This window comes from Enterobacter chuandaensis (genome assembly GCF_003594915.1).
GTDB classification, from domain to species: Bacteria; Pseudomonadota; Gammaproteobacteria; order Enterobacterales; family Enterobacteriaceae; genus Enterobacter; species Enterobacter chuandaensis.
Genome location: NZ_QZCS01000003.1, coordinates 240,704 through 264,744, shown reverse-complemented (window position 1 = coordinate 264,744; position 24,041 = coordinate 240,704). Strand labels below are relative to the sequence as shown.

At 54.7% G+C, this 24,041-nt stretch carries 23 protein-coding genes; 5 read left to right on the top strand and 18 right to left on the bottom strand.

Annotated features, from left to right (window positions below):
• Positions 1 to 13: 13 nt before the first annotated feature.
• The 6 genes from nuoF to lrhA form a co-directional block, all read right to left on the bottom strand.
• Entirely contained in the window at positions 14 to 1,351 is a 1,338-nt protein-coding gene (nuoF, locus tag D5066_RS06895) for an NADH-quinone oxidoreductase subunit NuoF (RefSeq protein WP_006811381.1), read from the bottom strand.
• Positions 1,348 to 1,848: an NADH-quinone oxidoreductase subunit NuoE gene (gene nuoE / locus D5066_RS06890; protein WP_008500208.1), complete on the bottom strand. Its 501-nt coding sequence runs from the start codon at positions 1,846 to 1,848 to the stop codon at positions 1,348 to 1,350. The genes nuoF and nuoE overlap by 4 nt, the downstream gene beginning before the upstream one ends.
• A 2-nt stretch (positions 1,849 to 1,850) precedes the next feature.
• Positions 1,851 to 3,653, bottom strand: coding sequence for an NADH-quinone oxidoreductase subunit C/D (gene nuoC / locus D5066_RS06885; protein WP_028013933.1), 1,803 nt, complete (start codon positions 3,651 to 3,653; stop codon positions 1,851 to 1,853).
• An 89-nt stretch (positions 3,654 to 3,742) separates the two neighbouring features.
• The gene (gene nuoB / locus D5066_RS06880) at positions 3,743 to 4,417 is read right to left on the bottom strand and encodes an NADH-quinone oxidoreductase subunit NuoB (protein ID WP_003861482.1); all 675 of its coding nucleotides are present in this window, start codon (positions 4,415 to 4,417) and stop codon (positions 3,743 to 3,745) included.
• Positions 4,418 to 4,432: 15 nt separating this feature from the next.
• Complete coding sequence (nuoA, locus tag D5066_RS06875; protein ID WP_014171000.1) at positions 4,433 to 4,873, bottom strand: NADH-quinone oxidoreductase subunit NuoA; 441 nt, start codon at positions 4,871 to 4,873, stop codon at positions 4,433 to 4,435.
• A gap of 630 nt (positions 4,874 to 5,503) precedes the next feature.
• Complete coding sequence (gene lrhA, locus D5066_RS06870) at positions 5,504 to 6,442, bottom strand: transcriptional regulator LrhA (protein WP_080328555.1); 939 nt, start codon at positions 6,440 to 6,442, stop codon at positions 5,504 to 5,506.
• 938 nt (positions 6,443 to 7,380) lie between these two features.
• Between lrhA and alaA the strand changes: the two genes are divergently transcribed.
• Both alaA and yfbR read left to right on the top strand, forming a co-directional pair.
• Positions 7,381 to 8,595, top strand: coding sequence for an alanine transaminase AlaA (gene alaA / locus D5066_RS06865; RefSeq protein ID WP_119915440.1), 1,215 nt, complete (start codon positions 7,381 to 7,383; stop codon positions 8,593 to 8,595).
• Positions 8,596 to 8,689: 94 nt separating this feature from the next.
• On the top strand, positions 8,690 to 9,289 hold the full coding sequence (yfbR, locus tag D5066_RS06860; RefSeq protein WP_032641963.1) for a 5'-deoxynucleotidase: 600 nt from the start codon (positions 8,690 to 8,692) through the stop codon (positions 9,287 to 9,289).
• Between the two features lie 53 nt (positions 9,290 to 9,342).
• Here the strand turns inward: yfbR and D5066_RS06855 are convergent, their stop codons facing one another.
• The 4 genes from D5066_RS06855 to yfbV form a co-directional block, all read right to left on the bottom strand.
• Complete coding sequence (locus tag D5066_RS06855; protein ID WP_080328554.1) at positions 9,343 to 11,175, bottom strand: SLC13 family permease; 1,833 nt, start codon at positions 11,173 to 11,175, stop codon at positions 9,343 to 9,345.
• Positions 11,176 to 11,250: 75 nt separating this feature from the next.
• On the bottom strand, positions 11,251 to 11,910 hold the full coding sequence (locus D5066_RS06850) for a sugar phosphatase (RefSeq protein ID WP_119915439.1): 660 nt from the start codon (positions 11,908 to 11,910) through the stop codon (positions 11,251 to 11,253).
• An 11-nt stretch (positions 11,911 to 11,921) separates the two neighbouring features.
• Positions 11,922 to 12,416, bottom strand: coding sequence for a YfbU family protein (locus D5066_RS06845; RefSeq protein ID WP_003861461.1), 495 nt, complete (start codon positions 12,414 to 12,416; stop codon positions 11,922 to 11,924).
• A gap of 92 nt (positions 12,417 to 12,508) precedes the next feature.
• Complete coding sequence (gene yfbV / locus D5066_RS06840) at positions 12,509 to 12,964, bottom strand: terminus macrodomain insulation protein YfbV (protein ID WP_045339250.1); 456 nt, start codon at positions 12,962 to 12,964, stop codon at positions 12,509 to 12,511.
• A 337-nt stretch (positions 12,965 to 13,301) separates the two neighbouring features.
• Between yfbV and ackA the strand changes: the two genes are divergently transcribed.
• Positions 13,302 to 14,504 (top strand): acetate kinase, encoded by a 1,203-nt coding sequence (ackA, locus tag D5066_RS06830; protein WP_080328551.1) that lies wholly within the window; start codon positions 13,302 to 13,304, stop codon positions 14,502 to 14,504.
• Between the two features lie 76 nt (positions 14,505 to 14,580).
• On the top strand, positions 14,581 to 16,722 hold the full coding sequence (gene pta / locus D5066_RS06825) for a phosphate acetyltransferase (RefSeq protein ID WP_080328550.1): 2,142 nt from the start codon (positions 14,581 to 14,583) through the stop codon (positions 16,720 to 16,722).
• A 76-nt stretch (positions 16,723 to 16,798) separates the two neighbouring features.
• On the opposite strand, the gene D5066_RS06820 is transcribed toward pta, so the two are convergent.
• The 5 genes from D5066_RS06820 to D5066_RS06800 form a co-directional block, all read right to left on the bottom strand.
• Positions 16,799 to 17,752, bottom strand: coding sequence for a transketolase family protein (locus D5066_RS06820; RefSeq protein ID WP_119915438.1), 954 nt, complete (start codon positions 17,750 to 17,752; stop codon positions 16,799 to 16,801).
• Positions 17,745 to 18,575, bottom strand: a complete 831-nt coding sequence (locus D5066_RS06815; protein WP_080328548.1) for a transketolase — start codon at positions 18,573 to 18,575, stop codon at positions 17,745 to 17,747. The genes D5066_RS06820 and D5066_RS06815 overlap by 8 nt, the downstream gene beginning before the upstream one ends.
• Complete coding sequence (locus D5066_RS06810) at positions 18,572 to 19,963, bottom strand: PTS ascorbate transporter subunit IIC (protein WP_119915437.1); 1,392 nt, start codon at positions 19,961 to 19,963, stop codon at positions 18,572 to 18,574. Before D5066_RS06810 ends, D5066_RS06815 begins: the two co-directional genes overlap by 4 nt.
• A 21-nt stretch (positions 19,964 to 19,984) precedes the next feature.
• Complete coding sequence (locus D5066_RS06805) at positions 19,985 to 20,257, bottom strand: PTS sugar transporter subunit IIB (protein ID WP_080328546.1); 273 nt, start codon at positions 20,255 to 20,257, stop codon at positions 19,985 to 19,987.
• Between the two features lie 80 nt (positions 20,258 to 20,337).
• On the bottom strand, positions 20,338 to 20,781 hold the full coding sequence (locus D5066_RS06800) for a PTS sugar transporter subunit IIA (RefSeq protein WP_119915436.1): 444 nt from the start codon (positions 20,779 to 20,781) through the stop codon (positions 20,338 to 20,340).
• Between the two features lie 229 nt (positions 20,782 to 21,010).
• Here D5066_RS06800 and D5066_RS06795 point away from each other — a divergent pair, with 229 nt between their 5' ends.
• Entirely contained in the window at positions 21,011 to 22,030 is a 1,020-nt protein-coding gene (locus tag D5066_RS06795) for a LacI family DNA-binding transcriptional regulator (RefSeq protein WP_080328544.1), read from the top strand.
• Between the two features lie 3 nt (positions 22,031 to 22,033).
• On the opposite strand, the gene yfcD is transcribed toward D5066_RS06795, so the two are convergent.
• Genes yfcD through yfcF form a run of 3 tightly spaced genes read right to left on the bottom strand, consistent with a single transcriptional unit; the run spans position 22,034 to position 23,908 of the window.
• Positions 22,034 to 22,600: an NUDIX hydrolase YfcD gene (gene yfcD, locus D5066_RS06790; protein WP_010433290.1), complete on the bottom strand. Its 567-nt coding sequence runs from the start codon at positions 22,598 to 22,600 to the stop codon at positions 22,034 to 22,036.
• A gap of 55 nt (positions 22,601 to 22,655) precedes the next feature.
• Positions 22,656 to 23,207 (bottom strand): phosphodiesterase, encoded by a 552-nt coding sequence (yfcE, locus tag D5066_RS06785; protein WP_133300902.1) that lies wholly within the window; start codon positions 23,205 to 23,207, stop codon positions 22,656 to 22,658.
• Positions 23,208 to 23,263: 56 nt separating this feature from the next.
• A complete protein-coding gene (gene yfcF, locus D5066_RS06780; protein WP_119915434.1) occupies positions 23,264 to 23,908 on the bottom strand; it encodes a glutathione transferase in 645 nt (214 codons plus the stop codon).
• Positions 23,909 to 24,041 lie beyond the last annotated feature (133 nt).

Sequence of the window (24,041 nt, the reverse complement as noted above, 5' to 3'; positions counted from 1 at the left end):
AAAATTCTTGTCGTTACCAGCGCGCTTTAAGCAGGTTCGGCTGAATACCATTGATTGAATGGGTATTGCTGAACGGCTGCTTGATGCCTGCTTCGAACTCGTCGCGGAAATATTTGATCGCGCTCTGCAGAGGTTCGACGGCACCCGGTGCGTGGGCACAGAAGGTTTTACCCGGGCCTAAGAATCGACACAGTTGCTCAAGCGTCTCGATATCCCCAGGCTGGCCTTCGCCACGTTCGATAGCACGCAGGATCTTCACGCTCCACGGCAGACCATCACGGCACGGCGTACACCAGCCGCAGGACTCGCGGGCGAAGAACTCTTCCAGGTTACGCACCAGCGACACCATGCCGATCTCGTGGTCGACGGCCATCGCCAGCGCCGTACCCAGACGGCTGCCTGCTTTACCAATGCTTTCGAATTCCATTGGCAGATCAAGGTGGGCTTCGGTCAGGAAGTCTGTCCCTGCCCCACCCGGCTGCCAGGCTTTAAATTTCAGGCCATCGCGCATGCCGCCGGCGTAGTCTTCAAGAATTTCGCGTGCGGTGGTACCGAACGGCAGTTCCCAGACGCCAGGATTTTTAACGCGGCCGGAGAAGCCCATCAGCTTGGTACCGGCATCTTTACTTGAGGAGATGCCCTGATACCACTCCACGCCGTTGGCGAGGATAGCCGGAACGTTGCACAGGGTTTCGACGTTGTTTACGCAGGTCGGTTTACCCCATACGCCGGAGCTTGCCGGGAACGGTGGCTTGGAACGCGGGTTCGCACGGCGACCTTCCAGGGAGTTAATCAGCGCGGTTTCTTCACCGCAGATATAACGCCCGGCACCGGTGTGAACGAACAGTTCGAAGTCAAAGCCGGTACCCAGGATGTTTTTACCCAGCAGGCCCGCTTCGGTCGCTTCGGCAATCGCGCGACGCAGGTTTTCCGCCGCTTCGATGTACTCACCGCGCAGGAAGATGTAGCCACGGTACGCTTTCAGCGCAAACGCGGAGATCAGCATGCCTTCCACCAGCAGATGCGGCAGTTGCTCCATCAGCAGGCGGTCTTTATAGGTGCCCGGCTCCATTTCATCGGCGTTACACAGCAGGTAACGGATGTTCATGGATTCGTCTTTCGGCATCAGGCTCCACTTCAGGCCGGTGGAGAAGCCCGCGCCGCCGCGCCCTTTCAGGCCCGAATCTTTTACCGCGTTAACGATGTCGTCCGGCGCCATGCCGCCAAGGGCTTTACGCGCACCGGCATAGCCGTTTTTGCTCTGGTATTCGTCGAGCCATACCGGCTGTTTGTCATCGCGCAGACGCCAGGTCAGCGGATGCGTCTCAGCAGTACGAATTACAGTTTTCATTTGTACTGCTCCAGCAGGTCAGGAATCGCTTCCGGCGTCAGATGGCTGTGAGTGTCCTCATCAATCATCATGGTCGGCCCCTTGTCGCAGTTACCCAGGCAGCAGGTTGGCAGCAGAGTAAAGCGTCCATCGAACGTGGTCTGGCCCGGCTTGATATTGAGTTTCTTCTCAATCGCAGCCTGAATGCCCTGATAGCCGGTAATGTGGCAGACAACGCTGTCACAGTAGCGGATCACATGGCGGCCAACCGGCTGACGGAAGATCTGGCTGTAGAACGTGGCTACGCCTTCTACGTCACTTGCCGGAATACCCAGCACTTTTGCGATCGCATAGATCGCCCCATCCGGCACCCAACCACGCTGTTTCTGTACGATTTTCAGCGCTTCAATGGACGCCGCACGCGGGTCTTCGTAGTGGTGCATCTCGTGCTCAATGGCGGCACGCTCTGCTTCACTCAGCTCAAAAGCCTCGGTTTGTGGTTGTTGATTCTCGTGCATAATTAGCGGTCCACATCTGACATAACAAAATCGATACTACCCAGATACACAATCAGGTCGGAGACCAGACTGCCGCGGATGGCGGACGGGATCTGCTGCAGGTGCGCAAAGCTCGGCGTACGCACGCGGGTACGGTAGCTCATGGTGCTGCCGTCGCTGGTCAGGTAGTAACTGTTAATACCCTTGGTCGCTTCAATCATCTGGAAGGATTCTTGCGCCGGCATGACCGGACCCCAGGAAACCTGCAGGAAGTGGGTGATCAGGGTTTCGATATGCTGCAGCGTGCGCTCTTTCGGTGGCGGCGTCGTCAGCGGGTGATCCGCCTTGAACGGGCCTTCCGGCATGTTGTTGAGGCACTGCTCAAGGATGCGCAGACTCTGGCGCAGCTCTTCCACTTTCAGCATCACGCGGGTGTAGCAGTCGGAAACGCCGCCGCCCACCGGGACTTCAAAGTCGAAGTTCTCGTAGCCAGAGTAAGGACGGGCTTTACGCACGTCGAAATCAATACCGGTTGCACGCAGACCAGCACCTGTGGTTCCCCACTCCAGCGCTTCTTTCGCGCCGTAGGCAGCAACGCCCTGGGAACGGCCTTTCAGGATGGTGTTGCGCAGCGCGGCTTTCTCGTAGGAGGCCAGACGTTTTGGCATCCAGTCGAGGAATTCACGCAGCAGACGGTCCCAGCCGCGCGGCAGATCGTGCGCCACGCCGCCGATACGGAACCAGGCCGGGTGCATACGGAAACCGGTAATCGCTTCCACCAGATCGTAGATTTTCTGACGGTCGGTAAAGGCGAAGAAGACCGGGGTCATCGCGCCGACGTCCTGAATGAACGTGGAGATGTACAGCAGGTGGCTGTTGATGCGGAACAGTTCTGACAGCATAACGCGAATCACGTTAACGCGATCCGGTACGGTGATGCCTGCCAGTTTCTCAACGGCCAGCACGTATGGCATTTCGTTTACGCAGCCGCCGAGGTACTCGATACGGTCAGTATACGGAATGTAGCTGTGCCAGGACTGACGCTCGCCCATCTTCTCAGCACCACGGTGGTGGTAACCGATGTCAGGGACGCAGTCGACAATCTCTTCGCCATCAAGCTGAAGAATAATACGGAATGCACCGTGCGCAGACGGGTGGTTTGGACCGAGGTTGAGGAACATGAAGTCCTCGTTTTCGGTGCCGCGCTTCATGCCCCAGTCTTCCGGCTTGAAGGTCAGCGCTTCCATTTCCAGATCCTGCTTGGCTTTGGTCAGCTCAAACGGATCGAATTCGGTCGCACGTGCCGGATAGTCTTTACGCAGCGGGTGGCCGGTCCAGGTCTGCGGCATCATGATGCGCGTCAGGTGCGGGTGGCCGTCGAAGGTCATGCCGAACATTTCCCAGGTTTCACGCTCATACCAGTTGGCGTTCGGGAAAAGTTTGGTGATCGTCGGCAGATGCATGTCGTTTTCAGACAATGCCACCTTGAGCATGATATCCGTGTTGCGGTCTATTGAGATCAGATGGTAGAAAACGGAAAAATCCGCAGCAGGGAGACCCTGGCGGTGCGTTCTCAGACGTTCGTCCATGCCGTGTAAGTCAAACAGCATGACGTAAGGTTTTGGCAATTTCTTGAGGAAATCGACAACTTCCAGCAATTGCTCACGCTTCACCCAAACAACGGGTACCCCGGTGCGGGTCGCCTGAACGGTAAAGGCATCCGGCCCAAAACGGTTGCGCAGTTCGCCAATGACCGGGTCATCGAGATGATCCCGGGTCTGCCATGCGGCTTCTTGCGCGGTTAAGTCGGTCATATTGTTCACCATTGCAAATGGTCCGTGGTGACTGTTGAGCCTGGCTTCGCGCTATTTGAGTAGTGATATGCGAAGGTGTTCTCCAGGCCTACAGGCGCAAATTAAATTTCGTCAGGCGTACGCAGGTTGGTGACGGCAATACGTTCACCACGTTTACGCTCGCGCTCAGACTGCATGTTCGCGCGATAAACACCCTGATCGCCAACAACCCATGAGAGTGGGCGGCGTTCTTTACCGATAGATTCCTGCAGCAGCATCAGCGCCTGCATATAGGCCTCTGGACGCGGCGGGCAGCCCGGGATGTAAACATCCACCGGAATGAACTTATCAACGCCCTGCACAACGGAATAAATGTCGTACATACCGCCAGAGTTTGCACATGCGCCCATGGAAATAACCCATTTTGGCTCCAGCATCTGGTCATACAGGCGCTGAATAACAGGTGCCATCTTGGTAAAGCAGGTACCAGCCACCACCATCAGATCAGCCTGACGTGGGGAAGCACGCAGTACCTCTGCCCCAAAACGCGCAACGTCATGCACCGCAGTGAATGACGTCACCATTTCAACGTAGCAGCAAGAAAGGCCAAAGTTGTATGGCCAGATGGAGTTCTTACGACCCCAGTTGACCATATCGTGCATGGCATGTTCGAGTTTGCCCATGTACACGCTTTTATTGACTTCTTGCTCCAGGGGGTCGGTTACGATCTCCTGTTTTTGCAGGGGGTAACGGTCATTCTCACCGTTAGGATCTATGCGGGTGAGCGTATAATCCATCTTATTGCCTCGCTGTTACTGCTGACGATTAGAGATACTGTTTTCCGGGTTGATGTGTTCACGACGTGAACGCGCAGGCGTCCAGTCAAGCGCGCCAATACGCACCAGATAAACCAGACCGGCCAGTAACACTAAAATGAAAATTGCGGCCTCGACAAAGCCCACCCAACCACTTTCGCGGATGGAGGTCGACCATGCGAACAGGTAAAGCGCTTCCACGTCGAAGATGACGAAGAACATCGCTACCAGATAGAACTTGGCAGACAGGCGTAAGCGAGCGGAACCTACTGAATCAATACCTGATTCGAAAGGTGTGTTTTTGTGCCTTGCACGGGCGCGACCGCCCAGGAACCAGCCGCCGACTAACATCAGGCAGCACAGGCCAATGGCTACAATAAGAAAGATTGCGAATGCCCAGTGATGAGCGATGACTTCTGTGGATGTTGACATACTCATTGCTTACTCATCAAAAGTGATACCGATGACACTGCTCTTGCTGGCAGATAGGCATCACATCGATTCATGGGGAGGAACAAATAACCTTACACTAACTGTCAGAAATGAGACGTAGACAGCAAAATGATGGGGTTTTTTACTCCTTTCTATAACCTATTGTCAACTTTAACAAAGGTTTCTTCACATTAAATTACATCGAGCGATTCTCATTAACATTTGGTGCCCTTTAACCCTGGTGGGTACATGACTTTCCGTCAAATGCATGTTGTTGAATCGTGTCCGTTTTGGAAGTAAAAAAAATAACCCTCCTATTTTGACAGGATTTGCCAACGATTCCTCCCCCCAAATAGGAGTATTTTCTTGATCTGAGACACGCTTTTGTTAATTCAACCAAAAAAACGGCAACATATTTGCTGTTTTTTTAACATTGATGGGTTATGGATGAACTTAGAACGGAAAGCGAACAACATTTAAGCAAAAGCATTTATAGCATTGATAAATAGCATGTATTTGTTAATCCCCTTCGCCTCAAGGGGATATCATTGCTAAAAAAAAGCCACTGCGTGCGAAAACGACACGAGTGGCTTTTTTTTACACTTACAATTTGTTACCAGAATTTTGAGCGATTGATCACTCAAAGTCACCTTCAACGATCAGGGAATCATCCCCCCCTTCGGAGGTAACATGCTCGAACTGCCACGGGTTATGGTAGTTTTGCATCGCCTCGAACACCACTTTCGCCAGCTCGTTATGACTGGACGCGTTATGGCAAAGCAGGTACTCGGTATCCGGCAGCGCAGGAAGCCCGTCTGATTTACCGAGAACACGTAGATCCGGGCTCATCATTTCCACCGGACGGGCCGTCACGCCAAGACCGGCTTTCACGGCGGCACGCACCGCTGGCAACGTGGACGCCACATATGCCAGACGCCACGGAATGTTGGCTTCATTTAACGCCGTCAACACCATGTCGCGGAACGGGCTCGGATCGTCCAGTAATACCAGCGGAACGGGTTCCCCTTTTTGCAGCACATATTCAGCCGCGCAATACCAGTGCGTTGGCGATGTGCGCAAGGTCAGACAATCAAATTGTCCGGGACGATGCGTGGTGACCACCAGGTCAACCTTATTCTCATTTAACATCTCAACCATAAAGGCATTGCGTTTAACGCTAACATCCAGCGCAAGCTTCGGATAAACCGAACTAATTCGATTGAGAAGAAACGGCAATATAGTATCCGCTGACTCATCAGATGCCCCTAAAGTTAACACCCCCTGAAGGTTGCTAAACATTAATGACATACATGCTTCATCATTAAAGCGAAGAATTTTCCTGGCATAACCCAGAAGCTGAATACCGTGTTCCGTTAAGAGCTTATTACGCCCATGTCGGGCAAAAAGCTCTTTACCAACCAGTTGCTCCAGCCGCTGCATTTGCTGGCTCACGGCGGACTGAGTTCGGCAGACGGCGGCAGCAGCAGCTGCAAAAGTGTTGAGATCGGCGACCGCAACAAACGTTCTCAGCAGATCGAGGTCGAGATTCATTATCGGACGATTTGCATTTATCATATCTATTCACTTTCAGGTTGCTCGTGCGGAGCTGCCCGGGTTGAAGCTGTGTGTAACAGTTAAGCAATTCCCTCTGAAGATTTTCCCTCGCATCCCGGCCCGGCAGACTGCCTGACAGATAGTTATTGTGCTGCTTTATATCAACAGTCAGAAAGCACGTTTCATGACGTTATTTTTATTCTCTTAAACGTTCAGGATATTTAGATGTTCGCAGGTGTATGTAAATTACATTAAAGGCGTAACACCTTTTCTGCCATCTTTATCGCAGCGTTGTCAACGTAGCAGGAGATGTTTGACACATTCCGGCCAGAGATAACTCCAACAATAACAATCAATTAAATCGGAAAATCAGTTTCAGATATACAAACCCAGTACATCTTTCATCAGCTTTCCCTAAAGACATCTTAACCCAAATCCACTTTATTTATAAGTCTTATTGCAATATTAAGGATTAAAGGGCTTTGTTAAGCTTCTAAACTAATTTTATTAAAATTAACTAAAGTTGCATTTTGTTCGTTAATAATAAATAAATTTTAATTTAGATTAAGGTCATTCATTAATAACACTTAACATTAATTTCACATGAGTAACTTTTAGCCTCCTCAGGCTATTACTGCAAGATCCCGGCAACACTCAGGTTTTACGAAGTGTCACGCAACGTGATTTTTGTTGCCGATCTGCATGTCATTCATTTTACATCAGGACAATATATAACATTCATAGAAATGAACAGCATAATCAACCTAAATATGTGATTTTCGCATTGCGTTAACACACTAAAATAGCGCACAGGCAGCGTAAAAGATTCGCCATAATTTCGCGACATGCACAAAATCTTCTCCTGCACACCCTTCAAAACGAAGCGTGGGGGGAGTACATTATTCCGTGCTGACTTCCACGGCAGGGAGTGGCGATAATAGCGAAAAGGTTAAAGGTTCATGTCCCCTATCGAAAAATCCAGCAAGCTTGATAACGTCTGTTATGACATCCGTGGCCCGGTTCTGAAAGAGGCAAAACGCCTTGAAGAAGAAGGCAATAAGGTTCTTAAACTCAACATTGGTAACCCCGCGCCATTTGGTTTTGAAGCGCCGGATGAGATTCTGGTTGATGTGATCCGCAACCTGCCTACTGCACAAGGCTATTGCGACTCAAAGGGACTTTACTCCGCCCGTAAAGCCATTATGCAGTACTATCAGGCGCGCGGTATGCGTGATGTCACCGTTGAAGATATCTATATCGGCAACGGCGTGTCCGAACTGATCGTTCAGGCCATGCAGGCTCTGTTAAACAGCGGTGATGAAATGCTGGTTCCCGCGCCGGATTATCCGCTGTGGACCGCTGCCGTATCGCTCTCCAGCGGTAAAGCGGTGCACTACCTGTGCGACGAATCCTCTGACTGGTTCCCGGATCTGGACGACATTCGCGCGAAAATCACGCCTCGCACGCGCGGCATCGTGATTATCAACCCGAACAACCCGACGGGCGCGGTCTACTCAAAAGAGCTGCTGATGGAGATCGTAGAGATCGCCCGCCAGAACAACCTGATCATCTTTGCTGACGAAATCTACGACAAGATCCTGTATGACGCGGCGCAGCACCACTCTATTGCCGCGCTGGCGCCGGATCTGCTGACCGTCACCTTCAACGGCCTGTCTAAAACCTACCGCGTGGCCGGTTTCCGTCAGGGCTGGATGGTGCTGAACGGCCCGAAAAAGCACGCGAAAGGCTATATTGAAGGGCTTGAGATGCTGGCATCGATGCGCCTTTGTGCCAACGTACCGGCGCAGCACGCGATCCAGACGGCGCTCGGTGGCTATCAGAGCATTAGCGAGTTTATCGTTCCCGGTGGTCGCCTGTACGAACAGCGCAACCGCGCGTGGGAACTGATCAACGATATCCCGGGCGTCTCCTGCGTTAAGCCGAACGGCGCGCTGTATATGTTCCCGAAAATTGACGCGAAGCGTTTCAATATCCACGACGACCAGAAAATGGTGCTCGATTTCCTGTTACAGGAAAAAGTGCTGCTGGTTCAGGGGACGGCGTTTAACTGGCCGTGGCCGGATCACGTGCGTATCGTGACGCTGCCGCGCGAAGACGATCTCGAAATGGCCATCAGCCGCTTTGGGCGATTCCTCTCTGGATATCATCAGTAATCTTAAAATCAGGCTACTTCGGTAGCCTGATTTGCATCTTCCCTCCCCTCCCCGCACAATGAACGCCTGTCGCAGTGAAGACAAAAGGTAACCTATGAGTCAGAGTCATTTCTTTGCCCACCTCTCCCGCCTGAAACTGATCAACCGCTGGCCGCTGATGCGCAACGTGCGCACCGAGAACGTGTCTGAGCACAGCCTACAGGTTGCCATGGTCGCTCATGCGCTGGCCGCCATTAAGAATCGCAAATTTAACGGGCAGGTGAATGCCGAGCGCATCGCTCTGCTGGCGATGTATCACGATGCCTCGGAAGTACTGACCGGCGATCTGCCTACGCCGGTGAAATATTTCAATTCGCAGATTGCGCAGGAATATAAGGCTATCGAGAAGATTGCCCAGCAAAAGCTTATCGACATGGTGCCCGAAGAGCTGCGCGATATCTTTGAGCCGCTCATCGACGAGCATCAGTATACGGAAGAGGAAAAGTCGCTGGTCAAGCAGGCCGACGCGCTGTGTGCCTATCTGAAGTGTCTGGAAGAGCTGTCTGCGGGCAATAATGAGTTTTTACTGGCGAAAACGCGTCTGGAAAAAACGCTGGAATCCCGCCGCAGCGAAGAGATGGACTATTTCATGCAGGTATTTGTGCCGAGCTTTCATCTGTCGCTGGATGAAATCAGCCAGGATTCACCGTTGTGATTTTTAGCCGGGTGGCGGCTTCGCCTTACCCGGCCTACGTTTCTGCGCTCACGCTAAAACGGGAATAAAACCGGAATTAACACCACGCACACCACCATCACCAGCACGGTGAACGGCACGCCCAGCTTCACGAAATCGCTGAATTTGTAATTCCCCGGCCCCAGCACCAGCGTATTCACCGGCGAAGAAACCGGCGTCATAAACGCCGCGGACGCCGCCATCGCGACCATCATCGCAAACGGATAAGGTGAGACGCCCATGGATTTCGCCATCGCCAGCGCGATAGGCGCCATCAGCACCGCCGTCGCGGTATTGGAGATAAACAACCCAATTGAAGCGCACATGATAAACAGACAGACCATCATCATGTACGGCCCATACCCGCCGCCAACGTCCATTAAGCCTTTGACAATTAAATCCACCCCGCCGGTTTTTTGCAGCGCCAGGGCGAAGGGCATCATTCCGACGATAAGAATAATGCTCGGCCAGTGAATGGCTTTATAGGCGCTTTCAGCATCGATGCAGCGGAATTTCCCCATCAGCAGGCAGGCGATAATGGCCGCAACAGGATTGGGAATTTCATCGGTCAGCATGAGCGCGACCATCAGCACCAGACAAAAAATCGCATGCGGCGCCTGGCTGTGCGCCGGAGAAGCATCACTCTCTTCAACCGGCATGTTGAGCACCACAAAATCGCGCCCCTTTTGCCCGAGCTGGCTAATCAGCTTCCAGTTACCGACAACGAGGAAGATATCGCCCAGCAGGATCGGCTCATCCACTACCGCCCCTTCCATCGCCACGCCATCGCGTTTCAGCCCAACGACGTTCAGGCCATAGCGGGTACGGAACCCCATTTCACGCACGGTTTTACCCAGCAGTTCCGATTCCGGGATCAGAGACACCTCGGCCATGCCAACATCCAGCGCCTGATCGGAAAAATACTCCCCGCGCAGCACCATCGGCTCCAGCAGTTGTTCACTGCAAAACTCACGCAGATCCACTTCGGCGGTAGACATGTCAATCAGCAGGACGTCTCGCGCGCGGAATTCAGACACCCCGTTAACGTTGACGATTACCCGACGGAAACGACGCCAGCGCTCCACCCCGATCACGTTCGCGCCGTAGCGTTCACGCAGTCTGAGATCGTCCAGCCGCTGGCCGACCATCGGCGAACCGGGGCGAATGGCCAGGCGGCGCGCCCGCCCGGTGAGACGGTACTCTTTAATCAGATCGCGGAAGGTGCGTCGTTTCCACCCTTCTTTGCTCTTATCCTGTTTGTCGCCTTTCAGCGCAAAACGGGTCAGCAGCATGTAGACCACGCCCATTGCCAGAATCACCAGCCCAAGCGGGGTAACGCTGAAAAAACTGAAGCCCTGGAATCCTTCCCGGATCAGCTCACTGTTGACGACCAGGTTCGGCGGCGTCGCCACCAGAGTCATCATCCCGCTGATCAAACCGGCAAAGCTCAGGGGCATCATCAGGCGCGACGGCGAGCTCTGCATCCGCATGGAGACGCTCAGCACCACCGGGATAAAGATGGCGACCACGCCCGTTGAGCTCATAAACGCCCCCAGCCCTGCGACCGTCAGCATCAGGTAGATCAACATTTTGGTTTCGCTGTTGCCGGCCACCTTGACCAGCCACGCGCCCATGATGGTCGCCACGCCAGTACGGACAAGACCATCGCCGATGATAAACAGAGCGGCAATCAGGATAACGTTGGGGTCGCTGAACCCGGAGAAAGCTTCCGGAAGCGTGAGCGTGCCGCTCAGCACAAACGCGACGATGACAAACAGGGCGACGGCATCCATGCGCACCTTGCCCGTTGCAAAGAGAATAATGGCGATTAACAGCAGGCTCAGGACCCAGATCAGTTCACCGTTCACAACCTATCCTTGTCAGTGGAAGATGATGAATTTTGCCATAAAAAAGCCCCAGCAACGTGGGGCTATATCATGGGATTACATTTTTAGCGAGACGGTTACAACTCCGTCTGGCGCTTTCGACACCGCCAGCGCCGTCAGGGAATCAATCACAAAATCCGCCTCATCCAGCCGGTGCGATCCCGCCGGAACGTTAACGGCAATGACGTGGCTCCCTGCGTTCAGCCCTGCCAATACGCCAGCCGCCGCGTCTTCCACCACCACACAATCTGCGGGTGCAAAACCCAGCTGTTCAGCGCCGAGCAGGAACGCATCGGGCTCGGGTTTCCCGCGCTTAACGCGCTCCGCCGTGATAAACACTTCCGGCGTCGGTAAACCGGCCGCCTTATGGCGCGCATGGGCTACAGGGATCGAACCGGACGTGACGATAGCCCACGGGATCTGGGCTTCGTTCAGATGCTCAAGCAGTTCGCGCGCGCCGGGCAGCGCGGCGATGCCATCGGTATCGGTGGCTTCAATTTGCTCAAGATATTTGAACTCTGCCTGAATCTCTTCCTCAGAACGCCCCGCTAAGAAGTGCCGCAATGAGGTAATGGCCTGTTTGCCATGGATGAAATTCAATACGTCCTGATGGTCGATGCCGTGCCGGTCGGCCCAATGGCACCACGAGCGCTCAACAACCGGCAGCGAATCCACCAGCGTACCGTCCAGATCAAACAGAAAACCTTTACACTGCACACGCACCTCCGTCAGGCATTAATGATTTGTTGAATTTCGTTGCTGCTTAAATGGTACTGGCGCGGGCAGGCGTGCCACGCGCTCAGCATGCGCTGGTATTTATCCCACATTGGGGTCTGCGCGTTGAAGCCGTGGGTGCCCGCATCAAAGTGGGTATAACGCCCTTCGGTGTTCACCATAAAGCGAACGTAGCTCAGATAGCGCGCTTCCGTCGCAGCATCAAAGCCTAAGAAGGTCACACGACGCTCGTCAATGGTCTGCTGGTCTTTGAGATTAGTCCAGGACACATGCAGGGCGTGGTACATCTCCATAATGTCGATCACGATGCGGCAGGTTTCTTCTTTCAGCTCGCCAAACTCGCGGTCCAGTTCGCGCATTTGCAAACCAAACCCACGTTCGACGATGGTCTGCAGGCGGCTGTAGCGCGCAGCGTTGTCGGGATCAAGCATTGTCATCATCTTGTACTGGTTAGACAAAATCAGACGTTGAGCATGGGTCATTTCCATCTTTCGACTCCTGTAGCGCATTGCACTGTAAAAAAAAGACACGGTAACGGTTTGTTACTGTGCCTTCTTTTGTTAGTCGTTTCGATGATCAATCACAAGTCATCGAGGAATGTTTTATCCAGCTGCTTAAAAGCGCGCTTTAACGTGTCGGCCAGCGCCTGGTAATCCGGCTTGCCTTCAACGGGTGCCAGCGCCTGTCCGGCCTCCTCCAGTTTTCCTCGCACTTCATAAAACCAGTGTAAAATAGAAGGCGGAAGCGGCGTGATGGAACGTTTACCTAACCACCACAATCCCTGCATCGGCAGGCTTAACGCAAACAGCGCCGTGGCAACGGCGGGACCAAGCTGTCCACCCAGGGCGATTTGCCAGCACAGGGTAAAGATAGCGACAGGGGGCATAAAGCGAATCGCATAGCGCGTGGCGCGGATCGTGCGATTCTCAATAAACATCGGCGCGAGGCGCTTTTCCAGTGGCCACGTCTTTGAATAATGCTGCCCCCGGCGAAACAGACTGAAGAAGTTCACGGATGGGATTTCAGGTGTCGACATGGCTGTACCTCAACTTCACATATAAAAATTAAAATTTTCGTGCAAAACCACAACAGGCTATGACAACGTTCAAAATATTTTGTCATCGCTACCCCGTATCGGGTATTCTGTGCCAGCCTGATAGGGCCGTAGACGAGAAGCGGTAACTCGTCAAATTATCGCATATTATGCCATTGTCTGAAAAATGTTCAAAATGGCTTAAAATCATAGGTATTTCTTCCATCCTGCCAGAATGTTCGTTTGGCATGATGTTAATCATAAATGTCTGGGTCAGCATGCGTTACGCTTTTAGACTCACTGACGTTTTTTTAGCCACGTATCAATTATAGGTACTTCCATGTCGAGTAAGTTAGTACTGGTTCTGAACTGCGGTAGCTCTTCACTGAAATTCGCCATCATCGATGCGCTTAACGGTGACGAGTACCTCTCTGGTTTGGCCGAATGTTTCCATCTGCCTGAAGCACGTATCAAGTGGAAGATGGACGGCAGCAAACAAGAAGCGGCTTTAGGTGCAGGCGCCGCTCACAGTGAAGCGCTGAACTTTATCGTTAACACTATTCTGGCACAAAAACCAGAACTGTCTGCTCAGCTGACTGCGATTGGTCACCGTATCGTCCACGGCGGCGAAAAATACACCAGCTCCGTGGTGATCGACGAATCAGTGATTCAGGGCATTAAAGACTCTGCATCCTTCGCACCGCTGCACAACCCGGCTCACCTGATCGGTATCGCTGAAGCACTGAAGTCCTTCCCGAATCTGAAAGAGAAAAACGTGGCTGTGTTCGACACTGCGTTCCATCAGACCATGCCGGAAGAGTCTTACCTGTATGCCCTGCCGTACAGCCTGTATAAAGAGCACGGCGTTCGTCGTTACGGCGCACACGGCACCAGCCACTTCTATGTGACTCAGGAAGCCGCAAAAGTGCTGAACAAGCCGGTTGAAGAAGTGAACATCATCACCTGCCATCTGGGCAACGGTGGTTCTGTTTCCGCTATCCGCAACGGTAAATGTGTTGATACTTCCATGGGTCTGACCCCGCTGGAAGGTCTGGTGATGGGTACGCGTTCCGGTGACATCGACCCGGCGATTATCTTCCACCTGCACGACACCCTGGGCATGAGCGTTGACGACATCAACAAAATGCTGACTAAAGAGTCTGGCCTGCTGGGTCTGACCGAAGTCACCAGCGACTGCCGCTATGTTGAAGACAACTACGCCGAGAAAGCAGACGCTAAACGTGCAATGGACGTTTACTGCCACCGTCTGGCGAAGTACATCGGTTCCTACACTGCACTGATGGACGGTCGTCTGGACGCGGTTATCTTCACCGGTGGTATCGGTGAGAACGCGGCAATGGTTCGTGAACTGTCCCTGGGCAAACTGGGCGTTCTGGGCTTCGAGGTTGATCACGAGCGTAACCTGGCTGCCCGTTTCGGCAAGTCTGGCTTCATCAACAAAGAAGGCACCCGCCCTGCTATCGTTATCCCAACTAACGAAGAGCTGGTCATCGCGCAAGACGCGCACCGCCTGACTGCCTGATTCCACACCGCCAGCAATGCTGGCGGTGCTGTTTTGTAACCCGCCCAATCGCGGCGGTAACGAAAGAGGATAAACCGTGTCCCGTACTATTATGCTGATCCCTACCGGAACCAGCGTCGGCCTGACCAGCGTCAGCCTTGGCGTGATCCGTGCTATGGAACGCAAAGGCGTTCGTCTGAGCGTCTTTAAGCCAATCGCCCAGCCACGTGCCGGTGGCGATGCGCCAGACCAGACCACCACCATCGTTCGTAAGAACTCCAATCTGCCAGCGGCTGAACCGCTGAAGATGAGCCACGTTGAGTCTCTGCTCTCCAGCAACCAGAAAGACGTGCTGATGGAAGAGATCATCGCCAACTACCACGCTAACGCGCAGGACGCGGAAGTGGTGCTGGTTGAAGGTCTGGTCCCAACCCGCAAACACCAGTTTGCCCAGTCTCTGAACTTTGAAATCGCGAAAACCCTGAACGCAGAGATCGTTTTCGTGATGTCTCAGGGCACTGACACCCCGGAACAGCTGAACGAGCGTATCGAACTGACACGCAGCAGCTTCGGCGGGGCGAAAAACACCAGCATCACCGGCGTGATCGTGAACAAACTGAACGCACCGGTTGATGAGCAGGGCCGTACTCGCCCTGACCTGTCCGAAATCTTCGACGACTCTTCCAAAGCGAAAGTCATCAAAGTTGACCCGGCTAAACTGCAGGAATCCAGCCCGCTGCCTGTACTCGGCGCGGTACCATGGAGCTTCGATCTGATTGCCACCCGTGCAATCGATATGGCGCGTCACCTGAACGCTACCATCGTTAACGAAGGCGACATCAACACCCGCCGCGTGAAGTCCGTAACCTTCTGTGCGCGCAGCATTCCGCACATGCTGGAACACTTCCGCGCAGGCTCCCTGCTGGTGACCTCCGCAGACCGTCCGGACGTGCTGGTTGCAGCCTGCCTGGCGGCGATGAACGGCGTGGAAATCGGTGCAATCCTGCTGACCGGTGCCTACGAAATGGACCCACGCGTCAGCAAGCTGTGCGAACGCGCGTTCGCCACCGGCCTGCCGGTGTTCATGGTGAACACCAACACCTGGCAAACCTCCCTGAGCCTGCAGAGTTTCAACCTGGAAGTGCCGGTTGATGACCACGAGCGTATCGAGAAAGTTCAGGAATACGTTGCGGGCTACATCAACGCAGACTGGATCGAATCCCTGACCGCGACCTCCGAGCGCAGCCGTCGTCTCTCTCCTCCAGCCTTCCGTTACCAGCTGACCGAGCTGGCGCGTAAAGCGGGCAAACGCGTTGTTCTGCCAGAAGGCGACGAACCGCGTACCGTTAAAGCGGCTGCTATCTGCGCAGAGCGCGGCATCGCAACCTGCGTGCTGCTGGGTAACCCGGATGAGATCACCCGCGTTGCGGCGTCTCAGGGCGTTGAGCTGGGCGCTGGCATCGAAATCGTTGACCCGGAAGTGGTTCGCGAAAGCTACGTTGCCCGTCTGGTCGAGCTGCGTAAGAGCAAGGGCATGACCGAAGCCGTTGCGCGCGAACAGCTGGAAGACAACGTGGTGCTGGGTACGCTGATGCTGGAGCAGGACGAAGTTGACGGTCTGGTTTCCGGTGCGGTTCACACCACGGCGAACACCATCCGTCCACCGCTGCAGCTGATCAAAACCGCCCCAGGCAGCTCTCTGGTTTCTTCCGTGTTCTTCATGCTGCTGCCTGAACAGGTTTACGTTTACGGCGACTGCGCGATCAACCCGGATCCAACCGCAGAACAGCTGGCTGAAATCGCTATCCAGTCCGCGGACTCCGCGATTGCCTTCGGTATCGAACCGCGCGTGGCAATGCTCTCCTACTCCACCGGTACCTCTGGTGCAGGTAGCGACGTAGAGAAAGTCCGTGAAGCGACCCGTCTGGCGCAGGAAAAACGTCCTGACCTGATGATCGACGGCCCGCTGCAGTACGACGCCGCTGTGATGGCCGACGTTGCGAAATCCAAAGCGCCGAACTCTCCGGTTGCCGGTCGCGCTACCGTGTTCATCTTCCCGGATCTGAACACCGGTAACACCACCTATAAGGCGGTACAGCGTTCTGCAGACCTGATCTCCATCGGGCCAATGCTGCAGGGCATGCGCAAACCTGTGAACGACCTGTCCCGTGGCGCGCTGGTTGACGATATCGTCTACACCATCGCTCTGACGGCGATTCAGTCTTCGCAGCAGCAGTAATTAGGACCGTAGGCCCGGTAAGCGCGAGCGCCACCGGGCAACAAAAAAGGCGACCACCAAGGGTCGCCTTTTTTATTTACAGCAGCTCTCTCGCCGCCGACACAATGTCATGCGCCGTCAGGCCATACTCCTTCTGCAGGAACTCCTGCGTCCCCACCTGGCCGTAGCGCTCCTTCACGCCCACTCGCCGCATCGGCACCGGGCAGGTTTCCACCAGCACTTCCGCCACCGCCGACCCGAGGCCGTTGTGGATGCTGTGGTTTTCGCAGGTGACGATACGCCCGGTTTTCTCGGCGTAGTTTTTTACCAGCATCCGGTCGATGGGCTTCAGGGTAAACATGTCGATGACCGCCGCGCTTACCCCCTCCTGCTCAAGCTGGCGCGCCGCTTCCAGCGCTTCCGCCACCATGATGCCGTTGGCAATCAGCGTGATATCGTTTCCTTCGCGTAGCACGTTGCCTTTGCCAATGGTGAAGGTTGAGCCCGGCGCATAGACGCTCGGCGCCTGCTTGCGGATGGTACGTACCCAGTAGAAGCCTTCGAGATTGATAAGCTGGCGCAGCACGTCCTCGAACATTACCGCGTCGGTCACCTCCAGCACCACCGAGTGCGCCAGACCGCGAACAATGCCCATATCCTCGAACGACATGTGCGTCCCGCCGTTGTGGCAGGCCGTCACGCCCGCGTCTGAGGCAATCACCTTCACGTTGTTGCGCTGGTAGTCCAGGGACATAAACAGCTGGTCGAAGCAGCGGCGGCTGGCAAACGCGGTGAAGGTGTGCACGAACGGCTTACGGCCGGTGAGCGACAGCCCCGCCGCGGTGCCAATGACGTTGGCCTCCATAATGCCGCAGTTAATTACGTGCTGCGGATAATCGCGCGCCACGCCGTCCATCGCCATTGAGCTCATCAGGTCTGCTTCCAGAGCGATAATCTCGCTGCCGGCCTCAATCTGCTTTGCCACAAAGCCCGCGTAGACCTTACGCATCTCAACAGCATCTTTCTGTCCTGCCGGTGCAACCTTAATCATGTGAAGCCTCCAGTTGGCGAATCGTCTCGTTGAGGGCCGCTTTGCTCTCCGCGGTCAATCGCAGGTGGTGCGAATTGCTGAGCTGTTCCAGATACGGCACCCCCTGCCCTTTGATGCTGTCGAGGATGACGACTAACGGACGCGCATCAGCAGCCGGGATCCGTGACGTCACCGCCAGCAGTGCCGGAACGTCATCCCCCTTCACCGTCACCACGTCAAAGCCAAAGGCGCGGAATTTACCTTCCAGATCGAACGCGCTGATAATCTCGTCCAGCTCGCCATCGAGCTGCTGTTTGTTCCAGTCCACGAACACCGCCAGGTTGTTCAGGCGATGGTGGGCGATAAACTGGAACGCTTCCCAGCACTGGCCTTCGTTCAGTTCGCCATCACCGACGATGCAGAAGACCCGATTCGGTCGCCCCGCCAGCTTGTGCGACAGCGCCATGCCGCCCGCAATGGAGATCCCCTGCCCCAGCGAGCCGGTGGTGGCATCCACACCGCGCGTTTTCAGGCGGTCCGGGTGGCTTGGCAGACGCGTACCGTTCTGGTTCAGGGTGCTCAGCTCTTCCATCGGGAAGTAGCCTTTAATCGCCAGGGTGCTGTAGAGCGCCGGGCCTGCATGACCTTTTGACAGCACAAAGTAATCGCGCTCAGGCCAGTCCGGATCCGCCGGGTCGATCTTCATCACTGCACCGTACAGCACCGCCAGGGTTTCGACCACTGACATGCTGCCACCGTAGTGTCCAAAGCCCAGCTGCGTTAGCGATTTCAGCGTCTCAAGGCGGATCTGACGCGCCAGTTCAGTTATCTCGTTCTCATTCATGATTTGGCTCCGGTGTTTTCCTGCGCGTTACCGCCCGCAGGCTTGTTTTTCGCGAATACGTTGTAGGCCACCAGCAGCGCGAACAGCGCCACAACCAGCCCGGTAATGGCAAGCGGTGACAGGAAGCGCGCCAGATTGCCCAGCACAATCCCGACCGCGCCGAAGTCGGCGTCTGAGAAAGTGGTGTTAGCAAAGCCAATTGCGCCCAGCACCGGCAACAGCAGGACTGGCAGGAAGGTGATCAGCAGGCCGTTGGCGAAGGCGCCAATCATCGCCCCGCGGCGTCCGCCGGTGGCGTTACCAAACACGCCTGCCGTTGCGCCAGTGAAGAAGTGCGGCACCACGCCCGGCAGGATCAGCACCCAGTTGAACTGTCCGCAGATGACCAATCCCACAATTCCCCCGAGGAAGCTGAACAGGAAGCCAATCAGCACCGCGTTTGGCGCATACGGGTAGACCACCGGGCAGTCCAGCGCAGGACGCGCGTTCGGCACCAGTTTTTCCGAGAAGCCGGTAAAGGCCGGGACGATTTCCGCCAGAATCAGGCGCACGCCCTGCAGGATGATGAATACGCCCGCCGCGAAGGTGATCGCCATGATGATGGCATAGACGAGGTAGTTCTGACCGCCGCTGAAGGTCGCCTCGACGTACTCGCGTCCGGCGCTCACCGCCATGATCAGATAGATAATCATCATGGTCAGAGAGATGGAGATCGAGCTGTCGCGCAGGAAGCTCAGGTTCTTCGGCAGGTTCATCTCTTCGGTTGAGCGGGAGCCTTTGCCGACCTTGCTGCCAATCCAGCCGGACAGCACGTAGCCCAGCGTGCCGAAGTGGCCGAAGGCAATTTCATCGTTGCCGGTGATGCGCTTCATGTAGCGCTGCGCAATTGCCGGGAAGAAGGCCATGATCAGGCCGAGGATTAGCGAGCCGGTAAACACCAGCCCTACCCCTTCAAAGCCCGCCACCGTCAGGATCACGCCAATCATGCACGCCATGTAGAAGGTGTGGTGCCCGGTCAGGAAGATGTACTTCAGGCGGGTAAAGCGCGCGACGATAATGTTCGCCACCATCCCGAAGGCCATAATAAGCGCGGTCGCTGCACCGTATTTTTCCAGCGCAATTGACACAATCGCTTCATTGTTTGGAATAATGCCCTGGATAGTAAAGGCGTGCTCAAACATACCGCCTAACGGATTTAACGACCCCACCAGCACCGTGGCACCACCGCCCAGCACAATAAAACCGAGAACCGTTTTAATTGTGCCTTTTACGACGTCAGAAAACGCTTTTTTCTGCGCGACCAGACCAATTAACGCAATTAACCCCACCAGAACCGACGGGACTTTTAAAATATCGACAACGAAATTCAGCGTTTCAAGGATAAACATATCCACCTCGCCTTATCAGGGTTATTGTCTGTCGAACCAGGCGCGCAGCTGCGCTTCGAGTTCGTTGATATCAATGATGTTGTTGATCACCACCAGCTGGCTTTCCGGCACGCTGGCGCTGGCCGCAATGTCTTTCGCCATCACGAACAGGTCAGCCGCACCCGGCGTGGCAGAGGAGAGATCGGAGTGTTCAACCTCGGCGTTAATGTCCAGCTTTTTGAGCACCTTTTTAATGTTCATTTCGACCATAAAACTGCTGCCCAGGCCGGAACCGCAAATAGCCATGATTTTCATTGTTGTCCCCTTATTTTGAGTAGAGTACGCCCCATCACGCTGGCGCGTAATGTTGTGAATAACCGGATTAAAAAATTAAATCAGAAGCGGTCAATAATGTCTTTAATGTCCTCCAGGGTATTCGCCTGATGTAATTTCTCCATATCTTCGTCGCTGGAAAATAATTCAGCGAGCGCGGATATCATTTCGATATGGTTATGTTTATCCGGTGCCGCAAGCATAATAATCACATCGACAGGGTCAAACTCTCCGGCACCAAAAGAGACGCCCTGTTTTAGTTTTAATAATGACAATCCCAGTCCTTTGGCTCCCTCCTCCGGCCGCGCATGCGGCATCGCCAGCCCTGGTGCCAGCACATAATAGGGTCCTAACGTATGGTGCTGCTGGATGATGGCCGTGATGTATTCAGGTTCAATCACCTGCAAATCAAGCAGCGGCTTCGCGCACAGCTCCAGCGCCTGTGGCCAGTTTTCCACGCTATCCTGCAGCGTGATGGTTGTATCATATATCCACTTTTTGAGCATTTTTTACTCCCGCGACACGACCAAGATGGGCAAACTTTATTCAACCCATCAATCATTGACTGCGATCGCGATCACAAAGATAGCGCTACCAACGACCAACATGCAGAAGTGTGATAGCGCTATCAAATTATCATCATCGTGTGAAATCACAGCAAAAAAAGGGATTTAAGGCGTATACTGCGTGTCACGTGAAACGAAGGAAAAACGCGTCTGGTCAGCAGGAAGGTGTATGTCTTTAACCCGTAAACGGCGCAGTACCGGAAAAGTAACGCTCGCTGATGTCGCACAGCTTGCCGGCGTAGGCACGATGACCGTCTCCCGTGCCCTTCGCACGCCCGAACAGGTCTCCGATAAGCTGCGTGAAAAAATTGAAGCCGCGGTGCAGGAGCTGGGTTATATGCCCAATCTCGCCGCCAGCGCACTGGCATCCGCGTCCTCATGGACGATTGCGATGGTTGTTCCCAACCTTTCCGAAGCCGGTTGCTCTGAAATGTTTGCTGGCTTACAGCAGGTGCTGCAGCCTGCCGGATACCAGATCATGCTGGCTGAATCCCAGCATCGGCTTGAGCAGGAAGAGAAGCTGCTTGAGACCCTGCTGGCGTCAAATATCGCCGCCGCGATTTTGCTCAGCGTTGAGCACACCGACACCGTTCGCCACTGGCTGAAAAATGCCTCGATTCCGGTGATGGAGATGGGGGCGATGCGCGCCGATCCGATTGATATGAATATCGGCATCGATAACGTCGCCGCCATGTTTGAGCTGACGGAAATGGTGATTAAGCGTGGCTATCAGAATATCGGCCTGCTGTGCGCCAACCAGGAGCAGTGGATTTTCCAGCAGCATCTGCAGGGCTGGTACAAGGCGATGCTGCGCCATCATCTGTCGCCGAACCGGGTTATCAACGCCGCCATGCCGCCGAGCTTCTCGACCGGCGCGGCACAGTTGCCAGAATTCCTGCTGGCGTGGCCGGAGCTGGATGCGCTGGTGTGCGTATCAGACGAGCTGGCCTGCGGCGCGCTGTATGAATGCCAGCGTCGGCGTATTAAAGTCCCGGACGATTTAGCAGTCGTGGGCTTTGGCGACAGTGACGTGAGCCGCGTTTGCCAGCCGCCGCTGACGACGATGGCGGTACCGCATCGCAGAATTGGGATTGAGGCAGGAAAAGCGCTACTGGAACGTCTGAATGATGGAGACTGGCGCGACCATAAACCCATCGCGTCCAGCCTCTGTCTGCGGGAAAGCTGTTAAGACTTACTCAGCCTCTTCCTCTTTTTCCGCTTTGCTTTCCGGCTTAGCGGACTCGTTTTTGGCGTTGCGGGTCATCCACAGCGCCAGCGCTTTTAACGAATCCGGGGTGAATTCGTCGCAACGCGCGGTAATCTCTTCCGGCGTCATCCAGCAAACTTCGCTCACTTCCTCTTCCTGCAGGGCGAAAGGCCCGTGGGATACGCAGCTAAACAGTCCGCCCCAGACGCGGCAGTTTTCGTCTTCGAAATAGAACTGGCCGTGCTCGGCAAACGGCACGCCCGCAATACCTAACTCTTCTTCCGCTTCACGACGCGCGGAATCCAGCAGCACTTCATCGGCCTGCACGACGCCGCCCGCAGTGGCATCCAGCATGCCGGGAAGAAAATCTTTGGTGTCCGTGCGGCGCTGGACCAGAATCTTGCCCATACCGTCATGCACAACGATGTACGTTGCACGGTGGCGCAGACGCTCTGCACGCATTTGTTCGCGGCTCGCCTGCGCGATCACTTCATTTTCTTCGCTGACAATGTCAACCCATTCAGTACTTGCCAAATGATTCTGCTCCACCATCGGGAAACCTTCTCGTCTAAGCGCTCTTTCGGCGCGTTTGCAGTTGTGGTGTAACTTACGGATTAATCGCTACCTGCGCAATAACTTGCTGATCATTAAGTGCGATAACGCTCAGGGTATTTCCATCCAGCAGGCCGTAGCTCGCAGGATATCCGCCTTTCGGGATGCTGACCGACCCCGGGTTAAAGTGATAGATCTCACCGCGATTTTCCGCCACCGGAATATGAGTATGGCCGTAAACCAGGACATCGCCAGCCGCGAGCGCCGGGAGATTATCCGGGCCGAAAAGGTGTCCGTGGGTCAGAAACAGGCGGCTGTTTTCCAGCAGCACCTGTTGCCACGGCGCGGTAAGGGGAAAATGCAGCAGCATCTGGTCGACTTCGCTGTCGCAATTACCGCGAACGGCGATAATGCGCGAGGCAAACGGGTTAAGCTTTTCCGCCACCTGCGCCGGGGCATAGCCTTCCGGCAGCGCATTGCGCGGACCATGATTCAATACATCACCCAGAATAATCAGCCACTGCGCGCCGCTTTGCGCGAAAATGGAGAGAACACGCTCGGTAGCGGGCAGCGATCCATGGATATCCGACGCAAACATCAGTTTCATCAGTCACTCCTCGGGAAAACAGACTGCCCCTATCATACCTGAAGCGTCAGGGCTTATCAGCCCGCGCGCTTAGCGGAGAGTGCCACATAGCGCTGTACGGAGGCCCGCTGCCACTGGAACGCCGCATAATCCACCAGCAGCTGCGGAACGTCGTCGCCGTTGAGGATCAACCGATTTAACATCAGAGCCAGATCGGTATCGGCAATACACCACTCGCCAAACAGATTCGGGTTGCCGTGAGCGAGCAGCGCGGTAGCGGTCTCAATCAGCTTTTGGGCGCTGTCGGCACCTTCTGCGCTGAGCGCGGGCTTTTTCACTCCGGCAAACACGACATCCGTGGAGCGCTCGACGCGAATCGGCACAAGGTCGCTACGCAGCCATGCCTGGATCTGCCGTGCGCGGGCGCGCTTTTGCAGATCGTGAGGATAGATGCGCTCCCACTCAGGCGGCGCAAAACGATCTTCCAGATATTCATCGATCGCCGACGATTCGCTCAGCGCAAAGCCATCGATCTCCAGCACCGGCACGCGACGGGTCAGGTCGTAACCCTGCCACTGGGGTTTGAGGTGTTCACCACCGTCGAGGTCGACGGTCTTCAGGCTAAAAGAGAGCCCCTTTTCGGCCAGCGCAACGTAAACGCTCATAACATAGGGAGAAAAGAAATTCGCATCGGACCACAGTGTGATAACGGGCTGGTTCATAACATCCTCATCGGCTGATCGGTTTTTACTCAACATATAATCTCTTTGCGTCGCTGTCACTTGATGAAAACTCACGATTTACAACAAGCACCTATACTCATTTGTCATGGCACCACTATTCGCATGGACAGGA

What these genes read in the sequence shown, in the direction of transcription:
- lrhA (WP_080328555.1), bottom strand. Translation starts at nt 6,442, where the DNA reads ATGATAAATGCAAATCGTCCGATAATGAATCTCGACCTCGATCTGCTG.
- yfcF (WP_119915434.1), bottom strand. Translation starts at nt 23,908, where the DNA reads ATGAACCAGCCCGTTATCACACTGTGGTCCGATGCGAATTTCTTTTCT.
- yfcD (WP_010433290.1), bottom strand. Translation starts at nt 22,600, where the DNA reads ATGGTGGAGCAGAATCATTTGGCAAGTACTGAATGGGTTGACATTGTC.
- nuoB (WP_003861482.1), bottom strand. Translation starts at nt 4,417, where the DNA reads ATGGATTATACGCTCACCCGCATAGATCCTAACGGTGAGAATGACCGT.
- nuoC (WP_028013933.1), bottom strand. Translation starts at nt 3,653, where the DNA reads ATGGTGAACAATATGACCGACTTAACCGCGCAAGAAGCCGCATGGCAG.
- yfbR (WP_032641963.1), top strand. Translation starts at nt 8,690, where the DNA reads ATGAGTCAGAGTCATTTCTTTGCCCACCTCTCCCGCCTGAAACTGATC.
- D5066_RS06805 (WP_080328546.1), bottom strand. Translation starts at nt 20,257, where the DNA reads ATGAAAATCATGGCTATTTGCGGTTCCGGCCTGGGCAGCAGTTTTATG.
- D5066_RS06815 (WP_080328548.1), bottom strand. Translation starts at nt 18,575, where the DNA reads ATGAATGAGAACGAGATAACTGAACTGGCGCGTCAGATCCGCCTTGAG.
- nuoF (WP_006811381.1), bottom strand. Translation starts at nt 1,351, where the DNA reads ATGAAAACTGTAATTCGTACTGCTGAGACGCATCCGCTGACCTGGCGT.
- nuoE (WP_008500208.1), bottom strand. Translation starts at nt 1,848, where the DNA reads ATGCACGAGAATCAACAACCACAAACCGAGGCTTTTGAGCTGAGTGAA.
- D5066_RS06820 (WP_119915438.1), bottom strand. Translation starts at nt 17,752, where the DNA reads ATGATTAAGGTTGCACCGGCAGGACAGAAAGATGCTGTTGAGATGCGT.
- alaA (WP_119915440.1), top strand. Translation starts at nt 7,381, where the DNA reads ATGTCCCCTATCGAAAAATCCAGCAAGCTTGATAACGTCTGTTATGAC.
- nuoA (WP_014171000.1), bottom strand. Translation starts at nt 4,873, where the DNA reads ATGAGTATGTCAACATCCACAGAAGTCATCGCTCATCACTGGGCATTC.
- D5066_RS06795 (WP_080328544.1), top strand. Translation starts at nt 21,011, where the DNA reads ATGTCTTTAACCCGTAAACGGCGCAGTACCGGAAAAGTAACGCTCGCT.
- D5066_RS06845 (WP_003861461.1), bottom strand. Translation starts at nt 12,416, where the DNA reads ATGGAAATGACCCATGCTCAACGTCTGATTTTGTCTAACCAGTACAAG.
- D5066_RS06810 (WP_119915437.1), bottom strand. Translation starts at nt 19,963, where the DNA reads ATGTTTATCCTTGAAACGCTGAATTTCGTTGTCGATATTTTAAAAGTC.
- yfbV (WP_045339250.1), bottom strand. Translation starts at nt 12,964, where the DNA reads ATGTCGACACCTGAAATCCCATCCGTGAACTTCTTCAGTCTGTTTCGC.
- ackA (WP_080328551.1), top strand. Translation starts at nt 13,302, where the DNA reads ATGTCGAGTAAGTTAGTACTGGTTCTGAACTGCGGTAGCTCTTCACTG.
- yfcE (WP_133300902.1), bottom strand. Translation starts at nt 23,207, where the DNA reads ATGAAACTGATGTTTGCGTCGGATATCCATGGATCGCTGCCCGCTACC.
- D5066_RS06800 (WP_119915436.1), bottom strand. Translation starts at nt 20,781, where the DNA reads ATGCTCAAAAAGTGGATATATGATACAACCATCACGCTGCAGGATAGC.